23 protein-coding genes and 1 pseudogene are annotated in these 26,823 nt (G+C 60.8%); 15 read left to right on the top strand and 9 right to left on the bottom strand.

What is annotated here, in order from left to right:
- Nucleotides 1-156 precede the first annotated feature (156 nt).
- The 4 genes from ACIGHL_RS21330 to ACIGHL_RS21315 all read right to left on the bottom strand — a co-directional run bounded on the left by ACIGHL_RS21330 (nt 157) and on the right by ACIGHL_RS21315 (nt 3,712).
- Entirely contained in the window at nt 157-1,029 is an 873-nt protein-coding gene (locus ACIGHL_RS21330; RefSeq protein ID WP_128121879.1) for a metal ABC transporter substrate-binding protein, read from the bottom strand.
- A 10-nt stretch (nt 1,030-1,039) separates the two neighbouring features.
- Entirely contained in the window at nt 1,040-1,858 is an 819-nt protein-coding gene (locus tag ACIGHL_RS21325) for a metal ABC transporter permease (protein WP_181690061.1), read from the bottom strand.
- 41 nt (nt 1,859-1,899) lie between these two features.
- Entirely contained in the window at nt 1,900-2,571 is a 672-nt protein-coding gene (locus ACIGHL_RS21320) for a metal ABC transporter ATP-binding protein (RefSeq protein WP_128121874.1), read from the bottom strand.
- Between the two features lie 385 nt (nt 2,572-2,956).
- Entirely contained in the window at nt 2,957-3,712 is a 756-nt protein-coding gene (locus ACIGHL_RS21315; protein ID WP_128121873.1) for a GntR family transcriptional regulator, read from the bottom strand.
- A 367-nt stretch (nt 3,713-4,079) separates the two neighbouring features.
- Between ACIGHL_RS21315 and ACIGHL_RS21310 the strand changes: the two genes are divergently transcribed.
- Together ACIGHL_RS21310 and ACIGHL_RS21305 are read left to right on the top strand one after the other, a co-directional pair.
- Nucleotides 4,080-5,426 (top strand): NCS2 family permease, encoded by a 1,347-nt coding sequence (locus ACIGHL_RS21310; RefSeq protein WP_128121878.1) that lies wholly within the window; start codon nt 4,080-4,082, stop codon nt 5,424-5,426.
- A 152-nt stretch (nt 5,427-5,578) separates the two neighbouring features.
- Nucleotides 5,579-6,205 (top strand): LysE family translocator, encoded by a 627-nt coding sequence (locus ACIGHL_RS21305; protein ID WP_216707204.1) that lies wholly within the window; start codon nt 5,579-5,581, stop codon nt 6,203-6,205.
- Nucleotides 6,206-6,535: 330 nt separating this feature from the next.
- On the opposite strand, the gene uraH is transcribed toward ACIGHL_RS21305, so the two are convergent.
- Complete coding sequence (gene uraH, locus ACIGHL_RS21300) at nt 6,536-6,889, bottom strand: hydroxyisourate hydrolase (protein ID WP_128121871.1); 354 nt, start codon at nt 6,887-6,889, stop codon at nt 6,536-6,538.
- Nucleotides 6,890-7,245: 356 nt separating this feature from the next.
- Here uraH and puuE point away from each other — a divergent pair, with 356 nt between their 5' ends.
- The 9 genes from puuE (at nt 7,246) to ACIGHL_RS21255 (ending at nt 17,721) form a co-directional block, all read left to right on the top strand.
- Nucleotides 7,246-8,175 (top strand): allantoinase PuuE, encoded by a 930-nt coding sequence (gene puuE, locus ACIGHL_RS21295; RefSeq protein ID WP_128121870.1) that lies wholly within the window; start codon nt 7,246-7,248, stop codon nt 8,173-8,175.
- Nucleotides 8,175-8,690, top strand: coding sequence for a 2-oxo-4-hydroxy-4-carboxy-5-ureidoimidazoline decarboxylase (gene uraD, locus ACIGHL_RS21290; protein WP_128121869.1), 516 nt, complete (start codon nt 8,175-8,177; stop codon nt 8,688-8,690). The genes puuE and uraD overlap by 1 nt, the downstream gene beginning before the upstream one ends.
- Nucleotides 8,691-8,728: 38 nt before the next feature.
- Nucleotides 8,729-9,724, top strand: a complete 996-nt coding sequence (gene alc, locus ACIGHL_RS21285) for an allantoicase (protein ID WP_128121868.1) — start codon at nt 8,729-8,731, stop codon at nt 9,722-9,724.
- Nucleotides 9,725-9,963: 239 nt separating this feature from the next.
- Nucleotides 9,964-10,488 (top strand): ureidoglycolate lyase, encoded by a 525-nt coding sequence (locus ACIGHL_RS21280; RefSeq protein ID WP_128121867.1) that lies wholly within the window; start codon nt 9,964-9,966, stop codon nt 10,486-10,488.
- A gap of 137 nt (nt 10,489-10,625) precedes the next feature.
- Entirely contained in the window at nt 10,626-11,879 is a 1,254-nt protein-coding gene (locus ACIGHL_RS21275) for a urate hydroxylase PuuD (protein ID WP_128121866.1), read from the top strand.
- A 172-nt stretch (nt 11,880-12,051) separates the two neighbouring features.
- Nucleotides 12,052-13,398, top strand: a complete 1,347-nt coding sequence (locus ACIGHL_RS21270; protein ID WP_128121865.1) for a nucleobase:cation symporter-2 family protein — start codon at nt 12,052-12,054, stop codon at nt 13,396-13,398.
- A 159-nt stretch (nt 13,399-13,557) separates the two neighbouring features.
- The gene (locus ACIGHL_RS21265; RefSeq protein ID WP_216707203.1) at nt 13,558-15,108 is read left to right on the top strand and encodes a cation:proton antiporter domain-containing protein; all 1,551 of its coding nucleotides are present in this window, start codon (nt 13,558-13,560) and stop codon (nt 15,106-15,108) included.
- A gap of 215 nt (nt 15,109-15,323) precedes the next feature.
- A complete protein-coding gene (locus tag ACIGHL_RS21260) occupies nt 15,324-16,823 on the top strand; it encodes a nucleobase:cation symporter-2 family protein (protein ID WP_127839912.1) in 1,500 nt (499 codons plus the stop codon).
- Nucleotides 16,824-16,899: 76 nt separating this feature from the next.
- A complete protein-coding gene (locus ACIGHL_RS21255; RefSeq protein ID WP_046162563.1) occupies nt 16,900-17,721 on the top strand; it encodes an outer membrane protein OmpK in 822 nt (273 codons plus the stop codon).
- Nucleotides 17,722-17,836: 115 nt separating this feature from the next.
- On the opposite strand, the gene ACIGHL_RS21250 is transcribed toward ACIGHL_RS21255, so the two are convergent.
- Nucleotides 17,837-18,565, bottom strand: coding sequence for a methyl-accepting chemotaxis protein (locus ACIGHL_RS21250; RefSeq protein WP_500137059.1), 729 nt, complete (start codon nt 18,563-18,565; stop codon nt 17,837-17,839).
- A 126-nt stretch (nt 18,566-18,691) separates the two neighbouring features.
- A pseudogene (locus ACIGHL_RS21245) lies at nt 18,692-19,723 on the bottom strand (HAMP domain-containing protein); the annotation flags it as partial.
- Between the two features lie 383 nt (nt 19,724-20,106).
- On the opposite strand from ACIGHL_RS21245, the gene ACIGHL_RS21240 reads away from it, so the two are divergent.
- The 4 genes from ACIGHL_RS21240 (at nt 20,107) to ACIGHL_RS21225 (ending at nt 25,256) form a co-directional block, all read left to right on the top strand.
- Nucleotides 20,107-20,730 (top strand): TetR/AcrR family transcriptional regulator, encoded by a 624-nt coding sequence (locus ACIGHL_RS21240; protein WP_128121863.1) that lies wholly within the window; start codon nt 20,107-20,109, stop codon nt 20,728-20,730.
- A gap of 201 nt (nt 20,731-20,931) precedes the next feature.
- On the top strand, nt 20,932-22,992 hold the full coding sequence (locus tag ACIGHL_RS21235) for a putative bifunctional diguanylate cyclase/phosphodiesterase (RefSeq protein WP_128121862.1): 2,061 nt from the start codon (nt 20,932-20,934) through the stop codon (nt 22,990-22,992).
- Nucleotides 22,993-23,055: 63 nt separating this feature from the next.
- On the top strand, nt 23,056-23,739 hold the full coding sequence (locus tag ACIGHL_RS21230) for a spermidine synthase (RefSeq protein WP_128121861.1): 684 nt from the start codon (nt 23,056-23,058) through the stop codon (nt 23,737-23,739).
- A gap of 131 nt (nt 23,740-23,870) precedes the next feature.
- The gene (locus tag ACIGHL_RS21225) at nt 23,871-25,256 is read left to right on the top strand and encodes a sensor domain-containing protein (RefSeq protein ID WP_128121860.1); all 1,386 of its coding nucleotides are present in this window, start codon (nt 23,871-23,873) and stop codon (nt 25,254-25,256) included.
- Between the two features lie 38 nt (nt 25,257-25,294).
- Here ACIGHL_RS21225 and ACIGHL_RS21220 read toward each other — a convergent pair whose 3' ends face one another.
- Both ACIGHL_RS21220 and ACIGHL_RS21215 read right to left on the bottom strand, forming a co-directional pair.
- Nucleotides 25,295-26,140, bottom strand: coding sequence for a GIDE domain-containing protein (locus ACIGHL_RS21220; protein WP_128121877.1), 846 nt, complete (start codon nt 26,138-26,140; stop codon nt 25,295-25,297).
- A 40-nt stretch (nt 26,141-26,180) separates the two neighbouring features.
- Nucleotides 26,181-26,753, bottom strand: a complete 573-nt coding sequence (locus tag ACIGHL_RS21215; RefSeq protein ID WP_045425019.1) for a LemA family protein — start codon at nt 26,751-26,753, stop codon at nt 26,181-26,183.
- Nucleotides 26,754-26,823: the final 70 nt, after the last annotated feature.

Here is a 26,823-nt window from a genome sequence, read left to right as displayed (position 1 = left end):
TGGATACGGCTTCCTGACCTTCCCCCGATGATCAGTCGGGAACTATCACCCCAACATAGCGTGGTAGTCGAGATACAAGGGTGGATGTCGCTTTCACATCCACCAACAAGTTGCGCCACGCTCAATGAACGCGTGATCGGTGGAGCGCGATCCATCTTACGGCTTCAGCGCGGCCATCAACGTGTCGAGGTTGTGCTCGAACATGCCAAGGTACGTGCTGGCTGGCCCCTCGCTGGCCAGCGCATCCGAATACAGGGTGCCGCCGACGGTGGCTCCGGCCTCGTCAGCGATCTGCTCGATCAGCCGCGGATCACGGATATTCTCGACGAACACGGCCCGCACGCCTTCGCTGCGTATCTGCCGGATCAGGCTGGCGACGTCAGCCGCCGACGGCTCGTCATGGGTGGACAGTCCCTGCGGCGCGATGAATTCCAGCTGCCAAGCCTGACCCAGGTAGCCGAATGCATCATGGCTGGTCACCACCTTGCGCTGACTGGGCGGCAAGCTCGCAATCTGGGCATCGGCTTTCTTGAGCAACGCATGCAGGCGGGTCAGGTACGCATCGCGGCGCTCGTCGTAAACATCGCGATGGGCTGGGTCCAGCTCGCCAAGCGCCTTGGCGATGCTGCGCACGTAGATCTCGGCATTGGTGAGGCTTTGCCAAGCATGCGGATCCGGCACCCGCTCACCTTCCTCATCCAGCATTAACGGAACGACACCGGCACTGGCATTGATGCGTTTGCCGGTGGGCTCGCTGCTGGCGAGCACGCGCTCCAGCCATGGCTCAAAGCCCAGGCCGTTGCCAATGATCAGGTCTGCGCGCAGCAGTGCCTTGGCATCGTCCGGGCTGGGCTCGTAAAGATGAGCGTCGGCGTCGGCATCCACGAGATTGATCAGGTCAATGTGGTCGCCGCCAACTTCGCGGGTCAGATCCGCCAGGATGCTGAAGCTCGTCACCACATTTAGTTTTTCCGCCGCTTGCAACGACAAAGGCAGCCACAAGGCCAGGGCGAAAAGCAGGTAACGAATGATGAGCACCTCAAACAGTCATGGGAAATGGAGACGAGCGCAGCAGGCCGTGAACCGGGCCGGCTACCACCGAGACCAGATAAAAAACGCCGGCCAACAGCACGATGCACGGCCCGCTGGGCAGGCTGGCGTAGAAGGAAAGCAGTAGCCCGAGCCACACGCACACCGCACCGATCAGCGCAGCAAGCGGCAGCAGGACGAGCAATCTGCGGCTCCAGAAGCGCGCCGCTGCGGCGGGCAGCATCATCAGCCCCACCACCATCAGCGCGCCGATGGCCTGGAAGCCGATCACCAGATTGAGCACAACCAGCGTCAGGAACGCGGCATGCGCCAGTGGACCGAAGCGACTGATGCTGCGCAGGAACAGCGGATCGAGACTGTCCAGCGCCAAGGCGCGATAGCTCAGCGCGAGCACCACCAGACTGAACACCGCGGTGCCGAGCATGCCGTACAGCGTGGTCGTATCGACCGCCAGCGCCGAGCCGAATAACAGGTGCAACAGGTCCAGCTTGCGTCCGGCCAGCCCAAGCAGGAGCACGCCACTGGCTAGCGAAATCGGATAAAGCGCAGCCAGGCTGGCATCCTCGCGCAGCCCGGTACGCCGCGTGACCCAGGCTGCTGCGCCCGCCATACCGAGGCCCGCCACCAGCCCGCCCGCGGTCAATGCTGGCAGGCTCAAGCCGAACAGCCAGAACGCCAATGCTGCACCGGGCAGGATGCCGTGGGCGATGGCATCACCGATCAGGCTCATTCGACGCAGGATCAGAAACACGCCCAGCGGCCCGGCACTGCAGGCCAGCGCCACGCCACCAAACAGGGCCCGGCGCATGAAGGCGAACTCGCCGAAAGGAGCCCAGAGGATGTCCGGCGTCACGCGACCTGACCGAGCCGTTGCCGCTCGGCCATGAACTGACGGATCGGTGCCCTGATGCAACCGCTGCGCGCGATCAGCAACCCCTCGCAGTTTTTCCGCTCCAGCCCGGCAAGGTTATGGCTGACCAGTACCAGCGTCCTCCCCTCCTGTTGCCAGCGCTCGACGTGCTGCCAGAGCAAACGCAGCCCCACGTCGTCCAATGCCGCCTCGGGTTCGTCGAGCAACAACACCTGGGCATCGGTCAGGCTCAGACGCGCCAGCAAGGCACGCTGCAATTCGCCGCCGGACAGCGCATGTAAGCCCTGGGTTTGAAGATCGAGCAGCCCCCAATCCATTAGCGTCTGACGCAGCCGCGCCTGACGCTCGCTACGCCCGAGCCGGCTGCGCCAGAAACCGGCACTGACCAGTTCGGCAAGGCGGATGGGGAACTGCCGATCCACATGCTGTTGTTGCGGCAGATAGGACACACCTCCCAGAAGCGGTACGTTCACGTCGACTCGCCCTGCCAGGGGCCGGTCCAATCCCGCCATCACCTTGAGCAAGCTGCTTTTCCCCGACCCATTGCTGCCGATGACTGCGGTCAGGCTGCCTGCGGCGAGCTGCAAATCCAGCGGGGGCGTAAGAGCGCGGCCACCGGCGCCCCACTGCAAGCCATGGCACTCAATCATTGTTACCTCGGTATTCGGTTGTTCCATGCCGCGACATGCTCAACATAGCCATCTTCACCAGCGCGAAGGCGGTGCGACGGCTGTACTGGCGGAGGGCATCAAGAATTTATGCATTAGTTATAACATAACATTATGCGCATCCATCAAGAGTCGCGCAACAGGGTCGCAGAGGGGGCATTGAGGATCGGAGAAAGGGAAAACTGCGCACTCTGGCAGCTTGAAACCGCCAGAGCGAAGGCCGTCAGAACTCATGGCAACGTGTCAGCCGCGCTACCGGAGCATCGGCCACAAGGGCGGATTTTTATGTGCTCATGCCTGGCACTATGGCCGGCAGCGATTAGCTGCCGACGCTGACGCAGGGCGCGTCAGCGCAATCAGCCAAGAATTAACGTGCCGAGCGAGGCTTTTTCTTCGCCAGAGCGAGATGCGAAAAGACAGCGTGCAGATCGTCTGACGCGCTGTCTTCATCGAGGTTGAGCTTGCTGTCGATGTGATCCATGTGATGCATCATCAGACTCACGGCCTTCTCGCTGTCGCGCGCGGCAATGGCGTCAATCAGCTGGTTGTGTTCGTCGTAGGAGCAATGTGAGCGATTGCCGCTTTCGTACTGGGCAATGATCAGCGACGTCTGCGACACCAGGCTGCGCTGGAAACTGACCAGCGGCGCGTTCTTCGCGGCCTCGGCCAGCTTCAGGTGAAATTCGCCCGAAAGACGAATACCGGCGCCGCGATCACCGCGGGCGAAACAGTCCTGCTCATCGGTCACCATCTGTCGCAGCTCGCTCAGCTGGTCAGCGCTGGCGTGCAGCACAGCCAGCTCGGTAATCGCCCGCTCGACCATGCGCCGGGCAAAGAAGATCTGCCGCGCTTCGTCAACGCTCGGGCTGGCAACCACCGCGCCGCGGTTCGGCCGCAGCAGCACTACACCTTCATGGGCAAGCCGTGACAGGGCACGGCGAATGATGGTGCGGCTTACACCGAAGATCTCGCCCAACGCCTCTTCGCTGAGCTTGGTGCCCGGCGCCAGTCGCTGTTCAAGAATTGCATCAAAGATATGAGCGTAAACGATGTCGTCCTGGGTCCCGGTACGGGCCTTGCCGCTTCGTGTCGGCTTTTTCAAAGGCTGCAACTGTTCGTTCATGGTGACTCGCGTCGGAGGGGTCGGCAGGTTCGAACTTTACTGCCTTTCGTAACGCAGCTGGGAGACGCCAATACGAAAACAAGCAAATAAAGCGCATTTTATTGTGCACAATCAGTGCACCAATAATATTTCCATAACTCAAGCGGCCGCGCTAATCCGCACGCCTTCGCCTGTCACATCGCAAGCTGAATCAGGGAATACGCGGCAGCTAGGGAATTGCCTGTTGCATTTCTTGTATACAAAAGCATAATCGCGTCAAGCCTTTCTGACCTTTCGGTCAACAAACCGAATGAAAGCGCCCCACCATCACCTGCCCTCGAGAGCGCTGCTCTGGGTGATAGACAACAAGAACGATGAGGAACACCTTGTGGAAACCACCAAGCAGGAACAGCCGGCCCTCGGCATGCAGCCAGAAAACCCCGGCTTGCTCGACCGATTTTTCAAACTCAGCGCTCACCGAACCACTATCAAGACAGAGATGCTCGCCGGCCTGACGACCTTCGTCACCATGGCCTACATCATCTTCGTCAATCCCAACATCATGGCCGATGCAGGTATCGACCACGGTGCAGCCTTTGTCGCGACCTGTATCGGTGCAGCGCTCGGCTGCCTGTTGATGGGCCTGTATGCCAACTGGCCGGTGGGCCTGGCGCCCGGCATGGGCCTCAACGCGTTTTTCACTTATACCGTAGTGGGCGAGATGGGCTATAGCTGGGAGATCGCCCTCGGGGCGGTATTCCTTTCCGGCATCCTGTTCATGATCATGAGCCTCTCCCGTCTGCGCGAGTGGTTGCTCAACAGCATTCCGATGAGCCTGCGCTTCGCAATGGGTGCCGGGGTCGGGTTGTTTCTCGGGCTGATCGGCCTCAAGACCGCCGGTATCGTTGTCGACAGCCCTGCCACCCTGCTGACCATGGGTTCGTTCGGCGAGCCCACCGCCCTGCTCGCCGCGGTGTGCTTCTTGATGATCGCAGTGCTCAGTCATCGCAACGTGTTCGGCGCGATCCTGCTGAGCATGCTGGCAGTGACCGGAATCGGCTGGGCGATGGGGTTGGTCGAATACAACGGGCTGGTATCGATGCCGCCCAGCCTGGCCCCAACCTGGCTGGCCATGGATATCGCCGGTGCGTTGAACGTGACCATGGTCAGCGTGATCCTGGCGTTCCTCTTCGTAAATATGTTCGATACTGCCGGCACCTTGATGGGCGTTGCGCACCGTGCGCATCTGGTGGATGAAGACGGCAAGATCCAGAACCTCTCGCGCGCACTGAAAGCCGACAGCACATCCAGCGTCGTGGGCGCCTTCGTTGGCTGTCCACCAGTGACCAGCTACGTGGAAAGCGCTTCGGGCGTTGCCGCGGGTGGACGCACTGGCCTTACGGCTGTCACCGTCGGCGCGCTGTTTCTGATCGCGATGTTCTTCGCACCGCTGGCCGGCATGATCCCTGCCTACGCAACGGCTGGTGCGCTGATCTATGTGGCGATGCTGATGATGAGTGGCATGGCGCACATCGACTGGAAGGACCATACCGATACCATCCCGGCCATCGTCACCGTGGTGATGATGCCGCTGACCTTCTCCATCGCCAACGGCATCGCGCTGGGCTTTCTGACCTATGCGACGCTCAAGCTGCTGACAGGCCAGCGCGATAAGGTCTCGATCAGCCTGTATGTGTTGTGTGTAATCTTCATCGCCAAGTTCGCCTTCCTGTAAGCCAGGCGAACTCAGAGCCCCATCGCTTCGGCGGTGGGGCTTTTGCACGTTCTGCCCTGAGACAAACCTGCTGAGCGACGTTGTCACCAGCCCTATGATCAGCACGCCGCGGCCGTCTGCCGGCACGTGCGCCATATAAGAGGAGCACAGAGATGAGTCTGGAAACCTGGTTGTTGTTCGCGAGTGCGGCGTTGGTGGTCATCCTGATCCCTGGCCCGTTATCGCTGCTGATGATCAGCAACAGCCTCAACTACGGACTGCGACGTTCCTGGCCGGCGTTTGTCGGCGGGGTCAGTGCATCGATCTGCCTGCTCAGCGCTTCGGCGCTGGGGCTAGGCGCACTGCTGCTGGCATCGGAGCAAGTGTTCAGCGCTCTGAAAATCATCGGTGCGTTTTATCTCTTCTATCTGGCGTGGCAGAGCTGGCAGGAATCACGCCGCCCCGCCAGCGGCCCAAGCGTGACAAGCAGCGACGTGAGCCCGCGCTTTCGCCAGTTGTTCTGGCGGGCGTTCGGACTTGGCGCCAGCAACCCCAAGGACATCCTGTTCTTTGCCGCCTTCCTGCCGCAGTTTCTCAGTGCAGATCGGCCCTTCATGCCGCAGCTACTGGTGATGATCCTGACCTGGGCGGTTCTGGATCTCTGTTGCAAGCTGGCCTACGGGTTGGGGGCACATGGGGCGGCGCGTTACCTGCGCACGGGCAAGGGGCAAGTTTGGTTCAACCGCGCCAGCGCTGCGCTGTTTGGGGGCGCAGGGGCGGCTTCGTTGGTGAGTCGATGAGGACGCTGAGTTCATTACACGCGAGCACCTGCGCCATGAATCGGTGCCGACAAGCGCTTGTCGCGCGGGGTGAAGTTCAGCACCGTCCACACCGCTGCCAGGCACCCACGGAATACCGTAGGGTGGGCGTCAGCCCACCGGCGGCGAAGTGCGTTCTTTCGGTGGGCTAACGCCCACCCTACGGAGCTCTGCGGGCATGCTGCGCGTACCCACCATGCACCTGCCTCAATAAAAAAACCCGCCATCGCTGGCGGGTCGGGGACTCAGGGGGAGTCAAGGTTTAACGCATGGGAGAAGTACCGCCGCGCCGCTGCAAACGCGGCATGGCCATCAGCTACCCCGATAGGTCGAGTAGCTATACGGCGAAATCAGTAGCGGCACGTGGTAGTGATCCTGCTCGGCACTGATGCCGAAGCGCAGCACCACTACATCCAGAAAGGCCGGTTCGGGAAGCGCAACGCCGCGCCCGCGGTAGTAGGCGCCGGCAGCGAACTGCAATTGGTACACGCCAGAACGATAGTCGTCACCTTCCAGCAGAGGCGAGTCGCAACGGCCATCGCTATTGGTCTGACTCGTCTTAACCAGCTCGAGGCGTTCGCCTTCGACACGATAGAGTTCGATGCGGATATCGCTGCCTGGGCAACCGTGGGCTGCATCCAGTACATGAGTAGTCAAACGTCCCATAGATTCCAGCACCAGCGATCAATCGCCAATGCCCGCCTCCTCTTAGTGGTGATTGGTGGAGATGGATCGAGCATAGCATCCCGCCGATAAAAATAAAGACAGTTTTTTATAACATTGTACACAGTTTATAAATCACCATTTTGGCCCGCTTCCTGCTGTTGGTATTAGCTGGAAGCGACTGGCTCAAAGGCCGGCGGGACAAAACATGAGAGAAGAGGCGCCGCTCGCAGATCATGACGAATAGATTTTCAGGTTTTTTGATTTACAAACCGCAAAACGTTTTGTATACAATTGAGCCATGAAGGTCGTCGGCACTTCACAGCGGCGACCCGCGGATCAGACAAGGAATAACAACAGTGAGCGCCGACTACCCTCGCGATCTCATCGGCTATGCCGAGAACCCACCCCATCCGCAGTGGCCGGGCGCTGCCCGTATCGCCCTGTCCTTCGTACTCAACTATGAAGAAGGTGGCGAGCGCTGCGTGCTGCATGGCGACAAGGAATCCGAAGCCTTCCTGTCCGAGATGGTGTCAGCCCAGCCATTGCAGGGCGTGCGCAACATGAGCATGGAATCCCTCTACGAATACGGTAGCCGTGCCGGCGTGTGGCGGCTGTTGAAGCTGTTCCGCAAATTCGATATTCCGTTGACGATCTTCGCGGTGGCCATGGCTGCGCAGCGTCACCCCGACGTGATCAAAGCCATGGTTGCCGACGGCCACGAGATCTGCAGCCACGGCTATCGCTGGATCGACTATCAGTACATGGACGAGGCGCAAGAGCGCGAGCACATGCTCGAGGCCATCCGCATCCTCACCGACATCACCGGTGAACGTCCGCTAGGCTGGTACACCGGCCGCACCGGGCCGAACACACGCCGCCTGGTACGCGAGGAAGGCGGCTTCCTCTATGACTCCGACACCTACGACGACGACCTGCCCTACTGGGACCCTGAATCGACGCCAAACAAACCGCATCTGGTGATCCCCTACACGTTGGACACCAACGACATGCGCTTCACCCAGGCGCAGGGCTTCAACAAGGGTGACGACTTCTTCGAATACCTGAAGGACGCCTTCGACGTGCTCTATGCCGAAGGCTGTGAGGGCGCGCCGAAGATGCTGTCCATTGGGATGCATTGCCGTCTGCTGGGCCGGCCTGCCCGCATGGCCGCGCTGCAGCGCTTCATCGAGTACGCCAAGGGTCACGAGCAGGTGTGGTTTGCCCGCCGTGTCGACATCGCCCGCCACTGGCACTCGACTCATCCGCTTATTCAGGAACGCAGCTAATGACCCCGTTCAAGACCATCAAGCCTTCCACCCTCGACCGCGACGCCTTTATCGCAACCTTTGCCGACGTCTACGAGCATTCGCCGTGGGTGGCGGACACCGTATTCCTGGCCGGCGTGGACGAGACGCTCGATTACGTCGAGGTGATGCACACCCGCATGTCGCAGGCGATGCTGGCAGCCCATCACGACACCCAGCTGGCGCTGATCAATGCCCACCCGGACCTTGCCGGCAAAGCCGCGGTACGGGGCGAGTTGACCGCATCAAGCACCGCCGAGCAGGCCGGTGCGGGCATCCATGAATGCACACCGGAAGAGTTCACCCGTTTCACCGAGCTGAACGATGCCTACAAGGCGAAGTTCGGTTTCATCTTCATCATGGCAGTCAAGGGCAGCAACCGGCACCAGATCCTGGCGGCGTTCGAAGAGCGCATGCACAACTCGCAGGATCAGGAGTTCGCGCGGGCCCTGGCTGAGATCAACAAAATCGCCCTGTTCCGTCTGCAGGCGATGTAAGCAAGCACCATCAGACGACACGAAGAGAAGAACAACGTATGAAGAGCTACGCCGTACCTTTCGAAAAATACGTCAACCTGGCCGACGCCCGCCTGGGCACCAGGGCCATCTCCGTCACAGACGACTGGTTCGCCGACGTCAACCGGCTGTTCCAGCCGACGCCGGCCGTATGGAAGGAGGGCGTTTTCGATGACAACGGCAAGTGGATGGACGGCTGGGAGTCGCGCCGCAAGCGCTTCGAAGGCTTCGACCAGGCGGTCATTCGCCTCGGCGTGCCCGGCTCGATCAAGGGCGTCGACATCGACACCAGCTTCTTCACTGGCAACTTCCCGCCCTCCGCTTCGCTGGAAGCCTGCTTCCTCGCCGAAGGCGATCCGGACGACAACACGGTATGGACTGAAATCCTTCCCGCGGTAGAGCTGCAGGGCAACAGCCATCACTACCATGAGATCGCGTTCGACAAGCCGGTCAGCCACCTGCGCTTCAACATCTATCCGGACGGTGGCGTAGCACGTCTGCGCGTACACGGCATCCCGTACCGTGACTGGAGCAGTGTCGGCGACAACGAGCAGCTCGACCTGGCCTCGGCCCTCAACGGCGGCCGCGCGCTGGCCTGTTCCGATGAGCATTTCGGTCGCATGAGCAACATCCTCAACCCGGGCCGCGGGATCAACATGGGTGACGGCTGGGAAACCGCACGTCGCCGCACGCCGGGTAACGACTGGGTCATCGTCGCGCTGGGCACTCCCGGTGAGATCGAGCGCATCGTCGTCGACACCCTCCACTTCAAGGGCAACTACCCGGATAGCTGCAGCATCCAGGCGGCCTACGTCAAAGGTGGCACCGACAGCCAGATCGAAACCCAGAGCCTGTTCTGGCGTGAACTGCTGCCGAGCCAGAAGCTGGAAATGCACGCCGAACACGAGTTCAGCGAGCAAATTGCCAAGCTTGGCCCGATCACCCACGTGCGCCTGAACATCTTCCCGGACGGCGGTGTCAGCCGGCTGCGGTTGTTTGGCAAGGCTGTTAAGTAGTAGCTGTAGGGTGGGTTTTAGCCCACCGGTTCTCAGCGCGGGTTAACCACATGAGCCTCGGTGACTAAGCCATGGTGGGCTGAAGCGGAGCGCCGCCCGGCCCACCCTACAGGCGGCATCGGCCAGATTTCGCCGCTGACATAGAGACATAACCCTGTAGGAGCGAGCTTGCTCGCGAATGACGCAACCGAGGATCGCGAGCAAGCTCGCTCCTACATTTTTCAGATAACGAGCACAGCATGCGCACACTCAAGATCGAACCGCTGACCAAGGAAGCCTTTGCCCCCTTCGGTGATGTCATCGAAACCGAAGGCAGCGACTACTTCATGATCAATAACGGTTCCACCCGCCGCTATCACAAGCTGGCGACGGTCGAGACCGCGCAGCCGGACGACCAGGCCATCATCAGCATTTTCGCCGCGGACGCGCTGGAAATGCCGCTGGTCATTCGCATGCTCGAACGACATCCGCAGGGCAGCCAGGCTTTCATTCCGCTGCTCGGCAACCCCTTTCTGGTCGTGGTCGCGCCACATGGCGATGCACCTGTACCGGGTAACGTCCGCGCCTTCCGCAGCAACGGCAGGCAGGGCGTCAATTACCACCGCGGCGTCTGGCACCACCCGGTGCTGACGATCGAAAAGCGGGATGAATTCCTGGTGGTCGATCGCAGCGGTTCTGGCAACAACTGCGACGAGCATTTTTTCACCGAGGACGAGCAGCTTCTCCTCGACCCCCACCGGGACTCCGGCCAGGCAACCGATTGATCAGCGCGGGCATGACTGGCGCGGCTGTGGACTAGCCGACACCAGACATGCGTGCTTCAGAACAAGCGGGACACTTGCGACGAGTCAAATAAGAAGAAACAACGGTTGGCGTGCCAGCCGTGCAAGAGGTAATTATCGTGGAAGCACATCTGACCGAATGGCTGAACCTTACTATTCGCTGGATTCACATGATCGTCGGCATCGCGTGGATCGGTGCGTCGTTCTATTTCGTCTGGCTGGAAAACAACCTTAACCGCGCCAACCCCCGCGACGGCCTGTCGGGCGATCTCTGGGCGATTCACGGCGGCGGCATCTACCACCTGGAAAAGTACAAGCTGGCACCGCCACAGATGCCGGACAACCTGCACTGGTTCAAGTGGGAGGCCTACACCACCTGGCTGTCGGGCGTGACCCTGCTGATGGTGGTCTACTACCTCAACCCCACGCTTTACCTGATCGCACCTGGCAGTGATCTGGCGCCAGCGATGGCCATTGCCATCGGCTTCGGTTCGTTGATCGTCGGCTGGTTCGTCTATGACCTGCTCTGCGACTCGCCGCTAGGCAAGAAGCCCGCACTGCTAGGCCTGATCCTGTTCGTCCTGGTGATCTTCGCCGCCTGGGCTTATTCGCAAGTGTTCAGCGGTCGCGCGGCCTACATCCACACCGGCGCGCTGATCGGCACCATCATGGTTGGCAACGTGTTCCGCATCATCATGCCGGCACAGCGCGCGCTGGTTGCGGCCATCGAACAGAACCGCACGCCGGATCCGTTGCTGCCAGCCAAGGGCCTGCTGCGTTCGCGCCACAACAACTATTTCACCCTGCCTGTGCTGTTCATCATGATCAGCAACCACTTCCCGAGCACCTATGGCAGCCAGTACAACTGGCTGATCCTCGCCGGGATTTCGGTACTCGCGGTACTGGTGCGCCACTACTTCAACACCCGTCATGACAGCAACCGCTTCGCCTGGACGCTGCCGGCTGCGGCAGTCGGCATGATCTGCCTGGCGTTCGTCACCGCGCCCAACCGTCAGGGTGGTGTTCCCAACGCCGTGCCGACCAGCCCGCGCGAGCAGAGCATTGAGGCTCAACAGGCCGCTGCAGCAGCGCCGGCCGAGCAAACCGGCAACAGCGAGTTCGCCAAAGTCCATCGCATCATCAACGAGCGCTGCACCGTTTGCCACGCCGCTCAGCCGAGCAGCCCACTGTTCAGCGCAGCGCCTGCAGGGGTGATGTTCGATACACCTGAGCAGATCCGCCAGCAGGCCGCGAAGATCCACGCTCAGGCCGTCGCGAGCCAGATCATGCCGCTGGGCAACATGACCAACATGACCCAGGAGGAGCGCGACCTGCTCGGCGCCTGGATCAACAAGGGCGCACCGATCGACTGATCAGCGCCCACCAGCCGCGCTCCCGGGCGCGGCTTTTTTTCACCTGTTCGACGCTCAAGCCTCGCAGCACGAGGCGAGGTCTCAGCTCAGCCCGAGCACCCTATACCCGGCCCCGCACGTTCAGCGGGGTCACCGCGACCATCCAATAACAAAAGCGTCCGAGGTGTATTGCATGAACGATGTGACCGAGCGGGAAACCGCCCCAGCGGAGAAGCGACTGCCCTTGCTGCAAATGCTGCTGGTGAGCTTTCAGCACGTGCTGCTGATGTATGGCGGTGCAGTGGCCGTCCCGCTGATCGTGGGTCAGGCCGCAGGGCTGTCACGCGAGGAAATCGCCTTCCTGATCAACGCCGATCTGCTGGTGGCGGGTATCGCCACGGTTGTGCAGTCGATGGGCATCGGGCCGGTGGGCATCCGCATGCCGGTGATGATGGGCGCCAGCTTCGCCGCGGTCAGCAGCATGGTGGTGATGGCAGGCATGCCCGGCGTGGGCATGACCGGGATTTTCGGCGCGACCATCGCTGCCGGTTTCTTCGGCCTGTTGATTGCGCCTTTCGTGTGCAAGATCGTGCGGCTGTTTCCTCCGCTGGTGACCGGCACCGTGATCACTGCGATCGGGCTTTCGCTGTTTCCGGTCGCGGTCAATTGGGCGGGCGGCGGCAGCGGTACTGGCCAGTTCGGTGCCCTGCCCTACCTTGGCGTGGCGGCAGCCGTACTGGCGGTGATCTTGCTGATCAACCAATTCATGCGTGGCTTTTGGGTCAACGTGTCGGTGTTGGTTGGCATGGCGCTGGGCTATGTGCTGGCTGGCAGCCTGGGCATGGTGGACTTGTCCGGCATCAGTGCCGCGCCGGCCTTCCAGGTCGTCACGCCAAACCACTTCGGTGCGCCGCAGTTCCTGCTCGCACCGATCCTGTCGATGTGCCTCGTGGTGGTGATCATCTTTGTCGAATCAGCCGGCATGTTTCTCGCGCTGGGCAAGATCACCGGCCAGGACGTCGACCCAAAGCAACTGCGCCGCGGCCTGCTGTGTGACGCCGGCGCGACCTTCCTGGCTGGATTCATGAACACCTTCACCCACTCTTCGTTCGCGCAGAATATAGGCCTGGTTCAGATGACCGGCGTGCGCAGTCGTTACGTCACAGCCATTGCCGGGCTATTTCTCATCAGCCTGAGTCTGCTGCCGAAGGCCGCGTTCATGGTTGCCTCGATTCCCGCAGCGGTATTGGGCGGCGCGGGCATCGCCATGTTCGGCATGGTGGCAGCGACCGGCATCAAGATCCTGCAGGAGGCCGATATTGGCGACCGGCGTAATCAACTGCTGGTCGCGGTAAGCATCGGTCTGGGCATGGTCCCGGTGGTGCGTCCTGAGTTCTTCGCGCAGTTGCCGCACTGGATGGAGCCCATCACCCACAGCGGCATCGCCGTAGCCACCCTAAGCGCAGTAACGCTCAACCTGCTGTTCAACGTACTGGGTGGAGCCGAACGCCAGGCGCTCACAGGCGCTGCGCATCACTGACAAATTCGTTCCGTGTCAGCCCCCAGGCCCGCCATGTGCGGGCCTGATTTTTTCTGCCTTGCTTTATTCTCCAGGCGCCCGACACTCGACAAGCATCGCACCACCGTTAAAATGCCCCGCCGTCCTATCCCTGCCCGCACGAACGAGAAGGTCTGACCCATGATCGAAGCAACCTGGATCGCCTTCGCATTCATCCTCGGCCTCGCGGCACGTTCGATCGGGTTGCCACCCCTGATCGGCTATCTGGGCGCCGGCTTTGCGTTGGCCGCCTTTGGTGAACACGTCGGGGTCGGTCCGACCGACAGCGTGATTCTCGAACACCTTGCGCATCTGGGTGTGCTGCTACTGCTGTTCACCGTAGGCCTCAAGCTCAAGCTGAGCAACCTGGTTCGCCGCGAAGTCATCGGCGGCAGCCTGCTCCACTTCGGCATTTCCAGCCTGGTGGTATTACCGGCGATTCTCCTGTTTCTCGACACCAGCTGGCGCGAGAGTGTGCTGCTGGCGGTCGCATTGTCGTTCTCCAGCACCGTGCTGGCGGCCAAGGTATTGGAAGGCAAACGCGAGTTGCGCGCCTTTCATGGCCGAGTCGCCATTGGCGTACTGATCATTCAGGACCTGATCGCCCTGGTGGTGATGAGCATCGCCAGTGGCAAGGTCCCGTCAGCCTGGGCGCTGCTGGTGTTCGGCCTTCCGCTACTGCGCCCGTTGCTATTCCGCCTGCTCGATCACAGTGGCCACGAAGAGCTGATGGTGCTGCTGGGGCTGATGCTGGCGCTGGTCGCGGGCGGTCTCGGCTTCGAATATGTGGGCCTCAGTTCGGAACTGGGCGCACTGGCCTTTGGTGCAATGCTGGCCAAGCACAAGCGCGCCACCGAGCTTTCCAATTCACTGTGGGCGATCAAGGAAGTCTTTCTGGTCGGCTTTTTCCTGCAGATTGGCATTGGTGGACTGCCGGGCATGGAGGCCATGCTCTTTGCCGGCGCGGCGGCGTTGCTACTGCCGTTGAAAGGCGCACTGTTCTTCTTCCTGTTCCTGCTGTTTCGCCTGCGCGCGCGCAGTGCCTTTCTCAGCGCCTCGAGCCTGACCAACTACAGCGAATTCGGCCTGATCGTTGCCAGTGTGGTGCTCCCGCAATGGCTCACCCCGCTGGCCATCACCGTGGCCCTGTCGTTCGTCATTTCAGCTCAGCTCAACCGTATCTCCCACCCGCTCTACGACCGCTTTGCCAGACGCCTGATCCCTCTGGAGCGCAACACACGCCACCCTGACGAGCAGCCGGTGTCGCTGGGTGACGCGCAGATCCTGATCATGGGTATGGGCCGCACCGGACGTGCCGCCTACGATCACCTGCAGAATCAGGGCTGGCGATTGATCAGCCTCGATTCGGACCCGGTAACCGTAGAAAAGAGCAGCGAGAAAGGCCGCCACGTACTGTTCGCTGACGCCGAAGACCAGATGTTCTGGGAAAGCCTGGAGATGAACAAGGTCGAGGCGGTGATCCTGGCGATGAACGATGCCGAAGCCAAGATCATCTCCACGCGCAAACTGCGCGGCAAAGGGTTCGAAGGGCTGATCGTCTCCCATGCGATGTACGAAGACATTGCCCAGCAGATTGAGGAGGCCGGCGCAGATCGCACCTACCTGACCATGAGCGAAGCCGGCGCCGGCCTGGCTGAGAACGTCTCCCGCGAATTGCAAGCCAACCGCTGACCGGTAACCGTTGCAGCGCCATGCCTGGCGGGCTATCGAGGCTCGCCCGCCATAATTGTGCACAATTTTCAAATTTCTTGTTTCAACAGCTGTTCACAGGTTGTTATAGTCGAGTCCAACCTGACCGATCGAACAGCTTTTCGACGATCAGGTAGCGAGGTCCGTGCAGCCTCGAAAGCCCATGACCGAACAATAACGAATGGCAGGCTTGACTCATGACCGCAACCGAATCCAGGAGCGGTGACGCTCCCAACCAGGACCTGATCTATCAACTCGAAGATCGCCCGGGCCCGATCCCCGCTACATTCGCGGCGATACAGCACGTACTCGCCAGCTTCGTCGGGGTCATCACCCCCACCCTGATCATCGGCAGCGTGCTAGGCCTGGGCGATTATGTGCCCTACCTCGTCAGCATGGCGCTGTTCGTCTCCGGTATCGGCACCTTCATCCAGGCCAAGCGCATTGGCCCAATCGGCGCCGGCATGCTCTGCCTGCAGGGCACCAGCTTCGGCTTTCTCAGCGTGATTCTCGCGGCGGGCTTCATCGTCAAGAACCGCGGCGGAACGCCGGAAGACATTCTGGCCACGCTGTTCGGCGTGAGCTTCTGCGCGGCCTTCGTGGAAATCGCTGTCAGTCGATGCATCGACAAGCTGCGCCGAATCATCACGCCCGTGGTCACCGGCACCATCATCAGTCTGATGGGCCTGTCGCTGATCAAGGTCTCGATGACCGACATCGCTGGCGGTTACGGCGCTGAAAACCCGGGCGCCTTGCAGAATCTGGCATTGGCCGGACTGGTGCTGGGCACCATCATCGTACTCAACCGCTTCGGCATTCCGCTGCTGCGCTTGTCAGCCGTGATCGTCGCGCTGGTGGTCGGCTACGTGGCCGCCTGGATGATGGGCATGGTGGATTTTTCCAGCCTCGCCGCCTTGCCGGCCGTCAGCGTGCCGCAGCCATTCAAGTTCGGCTTCGCCTTCGACTGGATGGCCTTCATCCCGATCGCGGTGATCTTTCTGATCACACCGCTGGAAACCGCTGGCGACCTGACTGCCAACTCGATGATCTCGCGCCAGCCGGTCAAGGGTCCTCTGTACATGAAGCGGATCAAGGGCGGCATTCTTGGCGATGGCTGCAGCTCACTGCTGGCGGCCACATTCAACAGCCTGCCGATGACCACCTTCAGCCAGAACAATGGCGTGATCCAGCTGACCGGCGTCGCCAGTCGCCACGTGGGTCTCTACATCGCCGGCATCCTGATCCTGCTGGCGCTGTTCCCGGTAGTCGGCGGCGTGTTGCAACTGATGCCCAAGCCGGTGCTCGGCGGCGCCACGCTAATCATGTTCGGCACCGTGGCCATCGCCGGGATCAAGATCCTGGCCGAAGCGGGCCTCAACCGTCGCAACATGCTTATCGTGGCGATCTCGCTGGGCCTGGGGCTGGGCGTCGCCGCCGTTCCGGAGGTGCTGACAAACCTGCCCGATGTCCTGAAGAACATCTTCGGTTCACCGATCACCATCGGTGCCTTCAGCGCCATCCTGCTCAACTTCTTCCTCCCGCGCGAGCCGGAAGAAATGGATGATTACGATCCGGACAATCTGATCGAGGACTCGGTCGGCACTAACACTTTGGCCGTGAATATCCCCGATTACTCCAAAGTCCATCCGAAAGCCACCACCTCGGACCCTTCGGCTCAGCTGACACCTACCGGCTGATCGACCCCGCGCCCGGCCAGACGAGCCGGGCGCTGCACCCGCATTCATCACAACAACAAAACCAAAGGGTATCTCCATGACTTTCAAGCGCACTCCCCTGTCGCTGGCGCTGGCCGGCTGCCTGCTGTCCGCCCCGGCCTTCGCCGATGGCATGCTGCAGTGGCAGAACAACAGCCTCAGCTATCTCTACGGCAAGGATTTCAAAGTCGACGCTGGCGAGATCCAGCAGACCGTGACCTTCGAACACGCCAGCGGCTGGAGCTGGGGCGACATGTTCCTGTTTGTCGATAACAAGTGGTACAACGGCTTATCCGGCGAAGAAGGCCACACCTACTACGGGGAATTCAGCCCGCGCCTGTCGTTCGGCAAACTGAGCGGTCAGGACATGAGCTTCGGCCCGGTCAAGGACGTGCTGCTGGCAGCCACCTACGAGCGCGGCGAAAGCAGCGCCGGCCGTCCCAATCAGACCTACCTGCTCGGCCCAGCTGTCGATCTCGACGTGCCCGGCTTCGATCGACTGGCCATCAACGTCTACTACCGCAAACCCGACGGCACCACCCGCCGCGCCTCGGGCCAGTGGCAGGTCACGCCGACCTGGGCCATGACCTTCCCGGTCGGCAAATCGGACATTCTGTTCGATGGTTTCATCGACTGGGTAGTCAACGATGCCGGCTCGGAGCGCAGCGGAGACTTCATGTCGAAAAACCTGCATATCAACCCTCAGATCAAGTACGACCTGGGCAAGGCGCTGGACGGCGAGCCGGGCAAACTCTACGTCGGTATTGAATACGACTACTGGTCTGACAAGTACGGCATAGAAGACGGTGGGTTTGTGAGCGACCTGGTCGGGGGCACCAACCAGAACACCGCCAGCTTGCTGGTAAAGGCTCACTTTTAACCGCAGCCAGCTACAAAAAAAGCAGCCAGATGGCTGCTTTTTTATTGCTACATGGCTACCGGTGATAGCGAACCGTCAGCGCGCAGCCACTCATCAAGAGGGACGCGCAGGGCCATCAGAGCTTGAAGCTACCCATCTGCCGACTGAGATCATCCGCCAGACGGCTCAACTGCTGACAATCTTCACGACAACCCTGCACATCGCTGGCAGTCGCCTGTGCCAGATCGGCAATGCCTTGCACGTTATGGGTGATCTCCTCAGTAACGCTGCTCTGCTCTTCGGTCGCTGCCGCCACTTGGGTGTTCATGTCACTGATCGCCTCGACCTGTTCGGTGATGGCACCGAGGGAAAGCCCCGTGCGCTGGCTGGCTTGCACCCCAGCACCGGTCGCAGCCTGCCCCGCATGCATCGAATTGACTGCATTCTCGGCACCACTCTTGAGCCCCTGGATCATTTGCTGAATTTCATCCGTCGACGTCTGGGTCCGGCTGGCAAGCGTTCGTACTTCATCGGCAACCACCGCGAAACCACGCCCCATCTCGCCGGCACGAGCCGCCTCGATGGCCGCGTTGAGGGCCAGCAGGTTGGTCTGTTCGGAGATGCTCCGGATCACCGCCAGCACCTTGTCGATGGACGCGACCTGCTGCGCCAGGTCAGTAACCGACTCAGCCGCACGGCCAATCTCGCCTGACATCTTCTCGACATGAGCGATCGAGTCGCTGACGACTTTGCGCGCGTCCATCGCCTCGCTGCGTGCACCTTGTGAGGCCTGTGCGGCATTGCTGGCGTTGCGCGCGATCTCCTGCACGGTCAGGCCCATCTCATGCACCGCGGTGGCAACCATATCGGTCATCTCATGCTGACGACCGGCACGTGTCGCGGTGTTGTCGACCACCTGAGCCACCTGTCCGACAGCGGTACGCAGTTGCTGGCTGGTGTTCAGCACATCGCCGATCAATTCGCGCAGACTACCGATGAACCGGTTGAAGCCACGCGCCAAATCACCCAGCTCGTCGGCCCGGCTCTCGTCCAGACGACGGGTAAGGTCGCCACCGCCGCCACCAATTTCAACGAGCGCCTGGGTGACCTGGCGGATCGGCTTCACCAGCCCGCGCGCCAGCAGCACCACCAGGCCAAGGAAAACCAGTGCGATGCAGGCGCCAATCAGGCTAATGGTCCACATTGTGCGGCGCGCCTCGGCAAAGATTTCCGCTTCCGGCACTTCACTGACCAGCACCCAACCCAGACTTTCCAGAGGCTGAGCGATCGCCAGGAAGGCTTCGCCGTCACGCTCGAATCGCACCGCGTCGGGTGCACCATTGAGGAGCTTCTGCGCGGCATCGCTGCCTGTCAGCGCGCTAAGCTCGACTTGGTCGTTGTTCTCGGTTTTGGGGTGAACCTTGACGCGGCCATCCGCAGCGATGAGGTACACCTCACCGCGCTCGCCGAAGCGGAAGTTGCTGACCAGCTCGGACATGCTTTTGAGGCTGAAGCCAAGACCAGCCACCCCCACGGTCTTGCCGTCTGCCTCGATGCGCTGGTTGATGAACAAGGTCGGCTGGCGAGAGGCTTTGTCGATGTCGATTTCAAAGCGCCGTTCGATGCCGCTGTCGACCAGGCCGTAGAACCAGCCATCACCCGCAGCACTGCGGTTGAGCGTCCGCGAGAGTCCCGCTTCGGAGTAGTAGTTGCCACTGTTGAGCACGGCAATCGATGTGGTCAACGCGTTCTGCTGAGCCTTTACCCCCTCAAGGTAACGGCCCATCGCGTCCGCCTGGTCAGCGCTCTCGCCTTCACGCAGCCAGTCCTGAACCAGCGTATTGCCGGCAATCCCGGCCGTCGCGGTAATCGGCGCCGCCAATGTGCGCTCAATATCGTTGCGGATTGCCGAGATATTGGCAGGCAGCGCTTGCCCGACCAGGTAGCGCTCGGCGAGGCGATTGACCGCCGATGAATAAACCAGAATGACGATCAGGATGCTGGTCAGCAACGCCGCCCCCATGCTGACGATCAATTGCCATTGAATACTGCGTTGCATGAAAGGCATGTGCGTTACCTCTGTTGTTTTTTGTTAACGTACACAACCTTGATAGCAATGTGTATACATAAATAATGTTTGACGCCAACATTCTATCGGTCGAAACAACCGAGGCTTGATGACCGTTTGGCGGACAGCGCAGAACCAGCTCGATTCAGAGCTGCAGGCTGGCGCTCTTAACTTGCTCCCTCACAGACATGACTCGGCGGAAGGCATACGCTTGCCGTCTTCCAGCGCTCAGGCTCCACTCATCTAGGTTGCCGTCCTGCCTTGAGGCCGTTCGGAAGCCGATGCTAGGATGCGGCGGCAGGCCACCAGGCTGGGTGGTCATGAAATGAACAGGCCCTATGTCCAGTATCCGCGAGCGCAACAAAGAACTGATCCTTCGTGCTGCCAGCGAAGAATTCGCCGAGAAGGGCTTCGCCGCCAGCAAAACCAGCGACATCGCGGACCGCGCCGGGCTGCCCAAGCCCAACGTCTACTACTATTTCAAAAGCAAGGAAAACCTCTATCGCGAGGTACTGGACAGCATCGTCGAGCCCTTGCTGCAGGCGTCTGCTCCGTTCAATCAGCCGGGCGAACCGGCTGACGTGTTACGCGCCTACATCCGCACCAAGATTCGTATTTCCAGGGAACACGCTTGTGCCTCTAAGGTATTTGCCAGCGAGATCATGCATGGCGCGCCACATCTACCAGCCGAGCGTGCCGCGCAGCTCAATGCTCAGGCCAGCCATAATGTGGCTCGCATCCGGGGCTGGATTGAAAAGGGACTGATGGCGACCGTCGACCCTCATCACCTGATGTTCAGCATCTGGGCGGCGACCCAGACCTACGCTGATTTCGACTGGCAAATTTCTACCGTCACCGGCAAGCCAGAACTCGATGATGCTGACTATGAAGCCGCCGCGGAAACGATCATCCGGATGGTCATCAAGGGTTGCGAGGTAAAGGAAGCGAATCCTGTTGGCTAACTCTGCGATCACAGCTCGCTGGGGCCTATGGCATAGCCCTGAGGCGTCTCTTTACGGTTCACTCTGGATTCGATCAAGGGCCCGGCAGAACATCCAACAATCTGATACGTTTTGCCTCGCGCGCATACTCGCCGTCTTTGACGCATCACTCACGACAACCAATACTTGCGCTGGGCACCGGCTCGGAAGAAGGAAGTTCTATTGACCGCATTGCGCAACAGTCTGTCTAGGAAGCTGCTCCGCATCGTTCTGCTGTCTGCGCTTGCCGTTGGCCTGGTACTGAGCTGCGCGCAGATCGTCTTCGATGCCTACAAGACCCGCCAGCTGATCGATGCCGAAGCCCAACGAATCCTGCGTATGACCCGCGACCCGTCCACTCAGGCGATCTATAGCCTGGACCGGGAAATGGGCGCGCAGGTCATGGAAGGACTGTTCCAGCACGAGTCGATTCGTAAAGCCTCGATTGGACACCCCGGGGAAGCGCCGCTGGCGGCCAAGTCCCGCCCGCTCATGCCACGTTCCTCGCGTTGGTTGACCGACCCGATACTAGGTCGCGATCAGGAGTTCTCGATCCCCCTGATCGGCCGCCCGCCTTATAACGAGTACTACGGCGACCTGCGTATCACACTCGATACCGCCCCCTATGGCGAAGCGTTTCTCAGCAGCTCGGCCGTGCTCTTTGTCGTCGGCATCCTGCGTGCACTGGTACTGGGCTTACTGCTGTATCTGATCTATGAATGGCTGCTGACACGACCGCTGACCAAGCTCATCGAGCACATGTCGCGCATCAACCCGGGCCGCCCCGGCGAACACTCATTGCCGATGCCTAAGGGGCATGAGCGCAATGAACTGGGTCTTTGGGTCGAAACGGCCAACGGTCTGCTCGCCTCTATTCAGCACAACATGCAGTTGCGCCACGCCGCCGAAAGCAACCTGCAACGCATGACCCAATACGACTCGCTCACCAACCTGCCCAACCGCCTGCAGTTGCAACAACAGCTGGACAACATTCTGAGCGAAGCCGCCCGACTGCAACGTCGCGTGGCCGTGCTCTGCCTCGGGCTGGACGATTTCAAGGGCATGAACGAACAGTTCAGCTACCAGAACGGCGATCGCCTGCTGGTGGCGCTGGCCGATCGTCTACGCAGCCAGAGTGGGCGTGTCGGAGCACTCGCCCGGCTGGGCGGCGACCAATTCGTACTGGTGCTGGTCGGTTTCGAGCAACCCTACGAAGCCGCCGAGCTGGCGCAGAAGGTGCTCGATGATCTGGAGCGGCCCGTCACCCTCGACGATCAGCACATACGGTTGCGCGCCACCATCGGCATCACGCTGTACCCCGAAGACGGTAGCAGCACTGAAAAGCTGCTGCAGAAAGCTGAACAGACAATGACGCTGGCCAAGAGCCGCTCACGCAATCGCTATCAGTTCTACGTAGCCAGTATCGACAGCGAAATGAGGACGCGCCGGGAGTTGCAGAATGACCTGGCCGAGGCGCTTACCCGGGGGGAGTTTCATCTGGTCTATCAGCCGCAGATCGACTACCGCCTCAAACGCATCACCGGTGTCGAAGCCTTGCTTCGCTGGTCTCACCCAAGCGGCAAGATGGTTCCGCCCGATATATTCATCCCTCTCGCCGAACAGAACGGCAGCATTATCGCCATAGGCGAGTGGGTACTCGACCAGGCCTGCCAACAACTGAGCGAATGGCATCAACAAGGTTTCAGTGATCTGCGCATGGCAGTCAACCTGTCCACAGTTCAACTGCACCACGCCGGGCTGCCGGCTATGATCAGCAACCTGCTCAGCAGTCACAGGCTGCCGCCCGAGACGCTAGAGCTCGAGGTGACGGAAACCGGCCTGATGGAAGACATCGCCGCCGCCACCCATAACCTGCACTGCCTGCGCCGCTCCGGCGCGTTGATCGCCATTGATGATTTCGGCACCGGCTATTCATCGCTGAGCTATTTGAAAAGTTTGCCGCTGGACAAGATCAAAATCGACAAGAGCTTCGTTCGCGATATGGCGGCTGTTGAAGGCGATACGACCATCGTTCGAGCCATCATCCAGCTGGGCAAGAGCCTGGGCATGCTAGTAATTGCCGAGGGTGTGGAGACCGCCGAGCAGGAACGCTACCTGATCGACGAAGGCTGCAACGAAGGACAGGGTTACTACTACAGCAAACCCGTAGCGGCGCCTGAACTAACCGCTTTGCTCGAGCAATCGCTGGGGTTCGAGCACAGGCTCAACTCCGAGCAGTTATAAACGCTGCTCGCCGCGCCGTGCACCAAGCGCGGCCCCTCTAATGCCAACCCAAGAGCGTCACCGATGAAGCGTTTTGTATTGATCGACACCGCCGAAATTCCGGATGGCGGCGGCGCCCTGTGCCTGTTCGAGTATGGCGACGACTTCGTTATCAAGATTCAGGGCGGTAACGGTAACCAGCTTATGAACACCCGCACGCACGGCTCGGAAGACGCGCTGGCGGAGATACCCTGCCGCAAGATCGCGCAGCGGCCGCAACCACGCGTGCTGATTGGCGGCTTGGGCATGGGCTTCACCCTCGCTTCGGCGCTCAGACATCTCGGCGATGATGCCGAGGTGCACGTCGCTGAGCTGGTTCCCGGCGTGATCAACTGGAACCGTGGCCCGTTGGGCGCGAAGTCCGGCATGCCGATCAACGATCCAAGAACCCGCGTGCTGCGTAGCGATGTCGCCGAGGTTCTGAAGAGCGAGCCGCAGCGTTATGACGCCATCATGCTCGATGTAGACAACGGTCCCGAGGGGCTGACCCGCAAGAGCAACAGCTGGTTGTATTCCTCAGCCGGGCTCGACGCTTGCGCCAGGGCGCTGCGCCCCAAAGGTCTGCTTGCCGTATGGTCGGCCAGTGCCGATCAGGCCTTCTCCCAACGACTTGCCAGGTCGGGTTTCCTCGCCGAAGAAATCCAAGTGTTCGCGCACGGGAATCGCGGCACCCGGCATACCATCTGGATTGCTGAAAGGCGTGGATGATGATCATAGCGTCCGGTGAAGATGACTTAGAGCCGTCAAAGCAGCTGTCCGCTTCCGAGGCGCTCGCCTACACTCAAAGCACCCAAGACCGGTCCGTCCCCATACCGCGCAGTGCTCAAGTGGTACGTACGATGAAAACCGAGCCTCCCTCCTCGCTGGAAACTGTTCTGGATTTGATGCTTGATGCGGTCTGCGTGGTCGACGCCGATGGCTGCTTCGTCTATGTCAGCGCTGCATGCGAAAGCATTTTTGGCTATACGCAGGAGGAAATGATCGGTCGTCAGATGATGGAATTGGTGGCGCCCGAAGACCGCGAGCGCACCCTGCTGGCGGCGCAGCAGGTGATGTCAGGCCAACCCAGCCTGCATTTCGAAAACCGTTATATCCGCAGAGACGGACAACGGGTAGATATCATGTGGTCGGCCCGCTGGTCAGAAGATGATCAGTTACGTGTCGGTGTGGCGCGCGACATTACCCGACGCAAGCGTTCCGAATCGCTGCAAGAAGCGGTCTACGCAATATCCGAGGCGGCCCATAATGCCGCCGATCTGACCTCGCTGTTCGAACAGGTCCATCAGATCACCAGCCGGCTTATCCCGACGCCGAGCTTTTTCGTCGCCTTGAACGCGCCCGATCAGGGCCGGCCGACATTTGCTTACGTCAGAACCGATGGCGAGCCAGCACGACTTCCCCTCGATCCGGCTGCGGTGCTGTGCGCAGAAGTCACTCGGACCGGGCAGGCGCTGCTGCTGACAGCGAGTAGCGAAAACGTCTGCGACACCCTCAAGGCATTGACCGCCACGGAGAGCTTCTGCTGGTTAGCAGCGCCACTCTCGACCCGTCAGGGCTGCATCGGCGCGCTACTACTCAACGATACGGCACAGAACGCGACTTATTGCGAGCAAGACATAGACCTGCTGCAGTTCATAGCCAACCAGGTCGCCACCGCCATCGAACGCAAACAGCTGCAGGCTCGCCTCGAGCGGATGGCGCAATACGATGAGCTTACCGGTCTACCCAACCGCGCCTTCCTCTTCGACCGGCTAAAAACCGCCCTGGCGCGCGCGCGGCGCAATGACGAGCGGTTATCACTGCTGTATCTGGATCTTAATGGGTTCAAACAGGTCAACGATGGTTATGGGCACAGCGTGGGCGACCTGCTGCTGCAAGCCTTCGCTCGTCGGCTTACCCAACACACCCGTGAAACCGACACGGTTGCGAGAATGGGTGGCGACGAATTCGTCGTGTTGCTGGAAGGCAGCCCGACAGCAGCCGATACGGCAGTTGTAGTCACTCACATTCTCGCAGCGATGCAGGCGCCGATAGAGCTCGCCGGCTTGGCCCTTGCGGTTCAACCGAGCATCGGCGTGGCTCACTTTCCAGAGCACGGAACTGACGAAGCATCGCTGCTCAGGCGCGCTGATGAGGCGATGTACCAAGCGAAATCAGCGAGCGCACAGCAGCGCGCAAATAACGGCCCTGTTGTCGACATCGCGCTCCATCAAAATCATCGCTAAGCGATACGTGCATGGCTGGCTGACTCTGCCGTCGTGGCTCAACCTACCACCCGGGTTGCCAGCAACGCCGCGCCAAGCAGACAAAGCATCGCCCCGCCAGCCGCCTGCCCGCGATAGCGCCGAACGAGCACTTCCTCACCATGACTGGACAGCACGAACGGCAAATCCTCAGCGGGGCGCGCCAGCTTGTGCAGCGCTTGCCGGCCGCTGGCTAGTCGATGGCGTTGTTGCGCTTCCAGGCTGGCGGCGAGGCGCACACGGCTCCACTCCGCCTGATCGAGCTGGCCGTCGCGATTATGGTCAAAACGCTGCAATAGTCCGGCGTAGTCTTCTTTCCATTCGCGCACCACTTGGCCCTGGGCAGCCTGCAGGTCAAGGCCCTGCCGGCCACCACCGGATGTACGAAACTCGCCAATCGCATACAACGGCTCGTCAGCGTGCAATCGCTCCTCGGTGTACCGGTACTGACGGTGGCCAGTGAGCCAGGCCAGCACACCGCTGGTCGGCGCACCTCGAGGGTGGCGCTGGTCACCGGTCCAGCAATCACGTCGTGCGGGGAGTACTTCAGCGCCTCGAGGATCGATCAGGCAGTCTCCGGTCGCATCAAACAACCGCAACAGCCCATCGCTGCTGCCCTGTTCCAACACGTTCCAGCTGCCGCGCTTGCTGCCGGTTCGGTACTCCTCGATACGATAGCGCCACCAGAGGCAGGGCGTGGCCGTCAGCGGTGCTATTAATGGCGGCGTATCGGGAAGGTCGCGCAGCACCCCGGCCAGCTCGACATAACCTTGCGCCGCCGAGCGAATCCTCGAAGTCGGCGTATCCAGCAAGTGGCGCAGTTTCGACCAGCGACTGACCCACAGCCAGCCGCCAACCAGACACATCGCCACGCCTGCAGCGATCAGCAGCACCTGAATCCCCAGCTCAACTGAACAGCGGCTTCAGGTCGACATCGGCTTTTTCCGCCTCGCTGAACTGCAGCAAAGGGGCGGCGCGGAATCCGAACGCGCGAGCCAGCAAGACATCGGGAAACTGCTCGATGCGTACGTTGTTCAGATTGACTGACTCGTTGTACAGCTCGCGGCGATCGGCGATACCGCTTTCCAGCCCGCTGATGCGCTGCTGCAAATGACGAAAGCTCTCGTTGGCACGCAGCTCTGGATAGCTCTCGGCCAAGGCAAAGAGGCGGCCGAGTCCGGCGCGCAGTCCGGTTTCGGCCTGGCCAAGCGCACCAACGTTGCCTTGCTCGCGCGCATCGGAGACCGCAGTGCGCGCCCTGATCACCTGTTCCAGGGTGCTGCGTTCGTGCTGCATGTACTGCTTGCAGGTTTCCACCAGCTTGGGCAATTCATCATGACGCTGGCGCAACAGCACATCAATGTTCGACCAGGCCTTGCTTACTCCATGTTTGAGTCGCACCAGACCGTTATAGAGAACCACGGCATAAGCCGCGGCGAGAAATAGCAGGACCCATGCAACGGCGGCACTCAGGCTCATCAGGGCGACTCCATAAGATGACCAGACTCGGAGGTGGCATTCTAGCCGCACCGGCTGAGGCGTTACGCGA

Source organism: Pseudomonas sp. NPDC077451, from assembly GCF_044543345.1.
Taxonomy (GTDB): Bacteria; Pseudomonadota; Gammaproteobacteria; order Pseudomonadales; family Pseudomonadaceae; genus Stutzerimonas.
This window is presented reverse-complemented; position numbering and strand designations above follow the sequence as displayed.

What these genes read in the sequence shown, in the direction of transcription:
- ACIGHL_RS21325 (WP_181690061.1), bottom strand. Translation starts at nt 1,858, where the DNA reads ATGCGCCGGGCCCTGTTTGGTGGCGTGGCGCTGGCCTGCAGTGCCGGG.
- ACIGHL_RS21320 (WP_128121874.1), bottom strand. Translation starts at nt 2,571, where the DNA reads ATGATTGAGTGCCATGGCTTGCAGTGGGGCGCCGGTGGCCGCGCTCTT.
- ACIGHL_RS21315 (WP_128121873.1), bottom strand. Translation starts at nt 3,712, where the DNA reads ATGAACGAACAGTTGCAGCCTTTGAAAAAGCCGACACGAAGCGGCAAG.
- ACIGHL_RS21305 (WP_216707204.1), top strand. Translation starts at nt 5,579, where the DNA reads ATGAGTCTGGAAACCTGGTTGTTGTTCGCGAGTGCGGCGTTGGTGGTC.
- uraH (WP_128121871.1), bottom strand. Translation starts at nt 6,889, where the DNA reads ATGGGACGTTTGACTACTCATGTACTGGATGCAGCCCACGGTTGCCCA.
- uraD (WP_128121869.1), top strand. Translation starts at nt 8,175, where the DNA reads ATGACCCCGTTCAAGACCATCAAGCCTTCCACCCTCGACCGCGACGCC.
- alc (WP_128121868.1), top strand. Translation starts at nt 8,729, where the DNA reads ATGAAGAGCTACGCCGTACCTTTCGAAAAATACGTCAACCTGGCCGAC.
- ACIGHL_RS21280 (WP_128121867.1), top strand. Translation starts at nt 9,964, where the DNA reads ATGCGCACACTCAAGATCGAACCGCTGACCAAGGAAGCCTTTGCCCCC.
- ACIGHL_RS21270 (WP_128121865.1), top strand. Translation starts at nt 12,052, where the DNA reads ATGAACGATGTGACCGAGCGGGAAACCGCCCCAGCGGAGAAGCGACTG.
- ACIGHL_RS21265 (WP_216707203.1), top strand. Translation starts at nt 13,558, where the DNA reads ATGATCGAAGCAACCTGGATCGCCTTCGCATTCATCCTCGGCCTCGCG.
- ACIGHL_RS21260 (WP_127839912.1), top strand. Translation starts at nt 15,324, where the DNA reads ATGACCGCAACCGAATCCAGGAGCGGTGACGCTCCCAACCAGGACCTG.
- ACIGHL_RS21255 (WP_046162563.1), top strand. Translation starts at nt 16,900, where the DNA reads ATGACTTTCAAGCGCACTCCCCTGTCGCTGGCGCTGGCCGGCTGCCTG.
- ACIGHL_RS21250 (WP_500137059.1), bottom strand. Translation starts at nt 18,565, where the DNA reads ATGGTTGCCACCGCGGTGCATGAGATGGGCCTGACCGTGCAGGAGATC.
- ACIGHL_RS21240 (WP_128121863.1), top strand. Translation starts at nt 20,107, where the DNA reads ATGTCCAGTATCCGCGAGCGCAACAAAGAACTGATCCTTCGTGCTGCC.
- ACIGHL_RS21230 (WP_128121861.1), top strand. Translation starts at nt 23,056, where the DNA reads ATGAAGCGTTTTGTATTGATCGACACCGCCGAAATTCCGGATGGCGGC.
- ACIGHL_RS21225 (WP_128121860.1), top strand. Translation starts at nt 23,871, where the DNA reads ATGAAAACCGAGCCTCCCTCCTCGCTGGAAACTGTTCTGGATTTGATG.
- ACIGHL_RS21220 (WP_128121877.1), bottom strand. Translation starts at nt 26,140, where the DNA reads ATGTGTCTGGTTGGCGGCTGGCTGTGGGTCAGTCGCTGGTCGAAACTG.
- ACIGHL_RS21215 (WP_045425019.1), bottom strand. Translation starts at nt 26,753, where the DNA reads ATGAGCCTGAGTGCCGCCGTTGCATGGGTCCTGCTATTTCTCGCCGCG.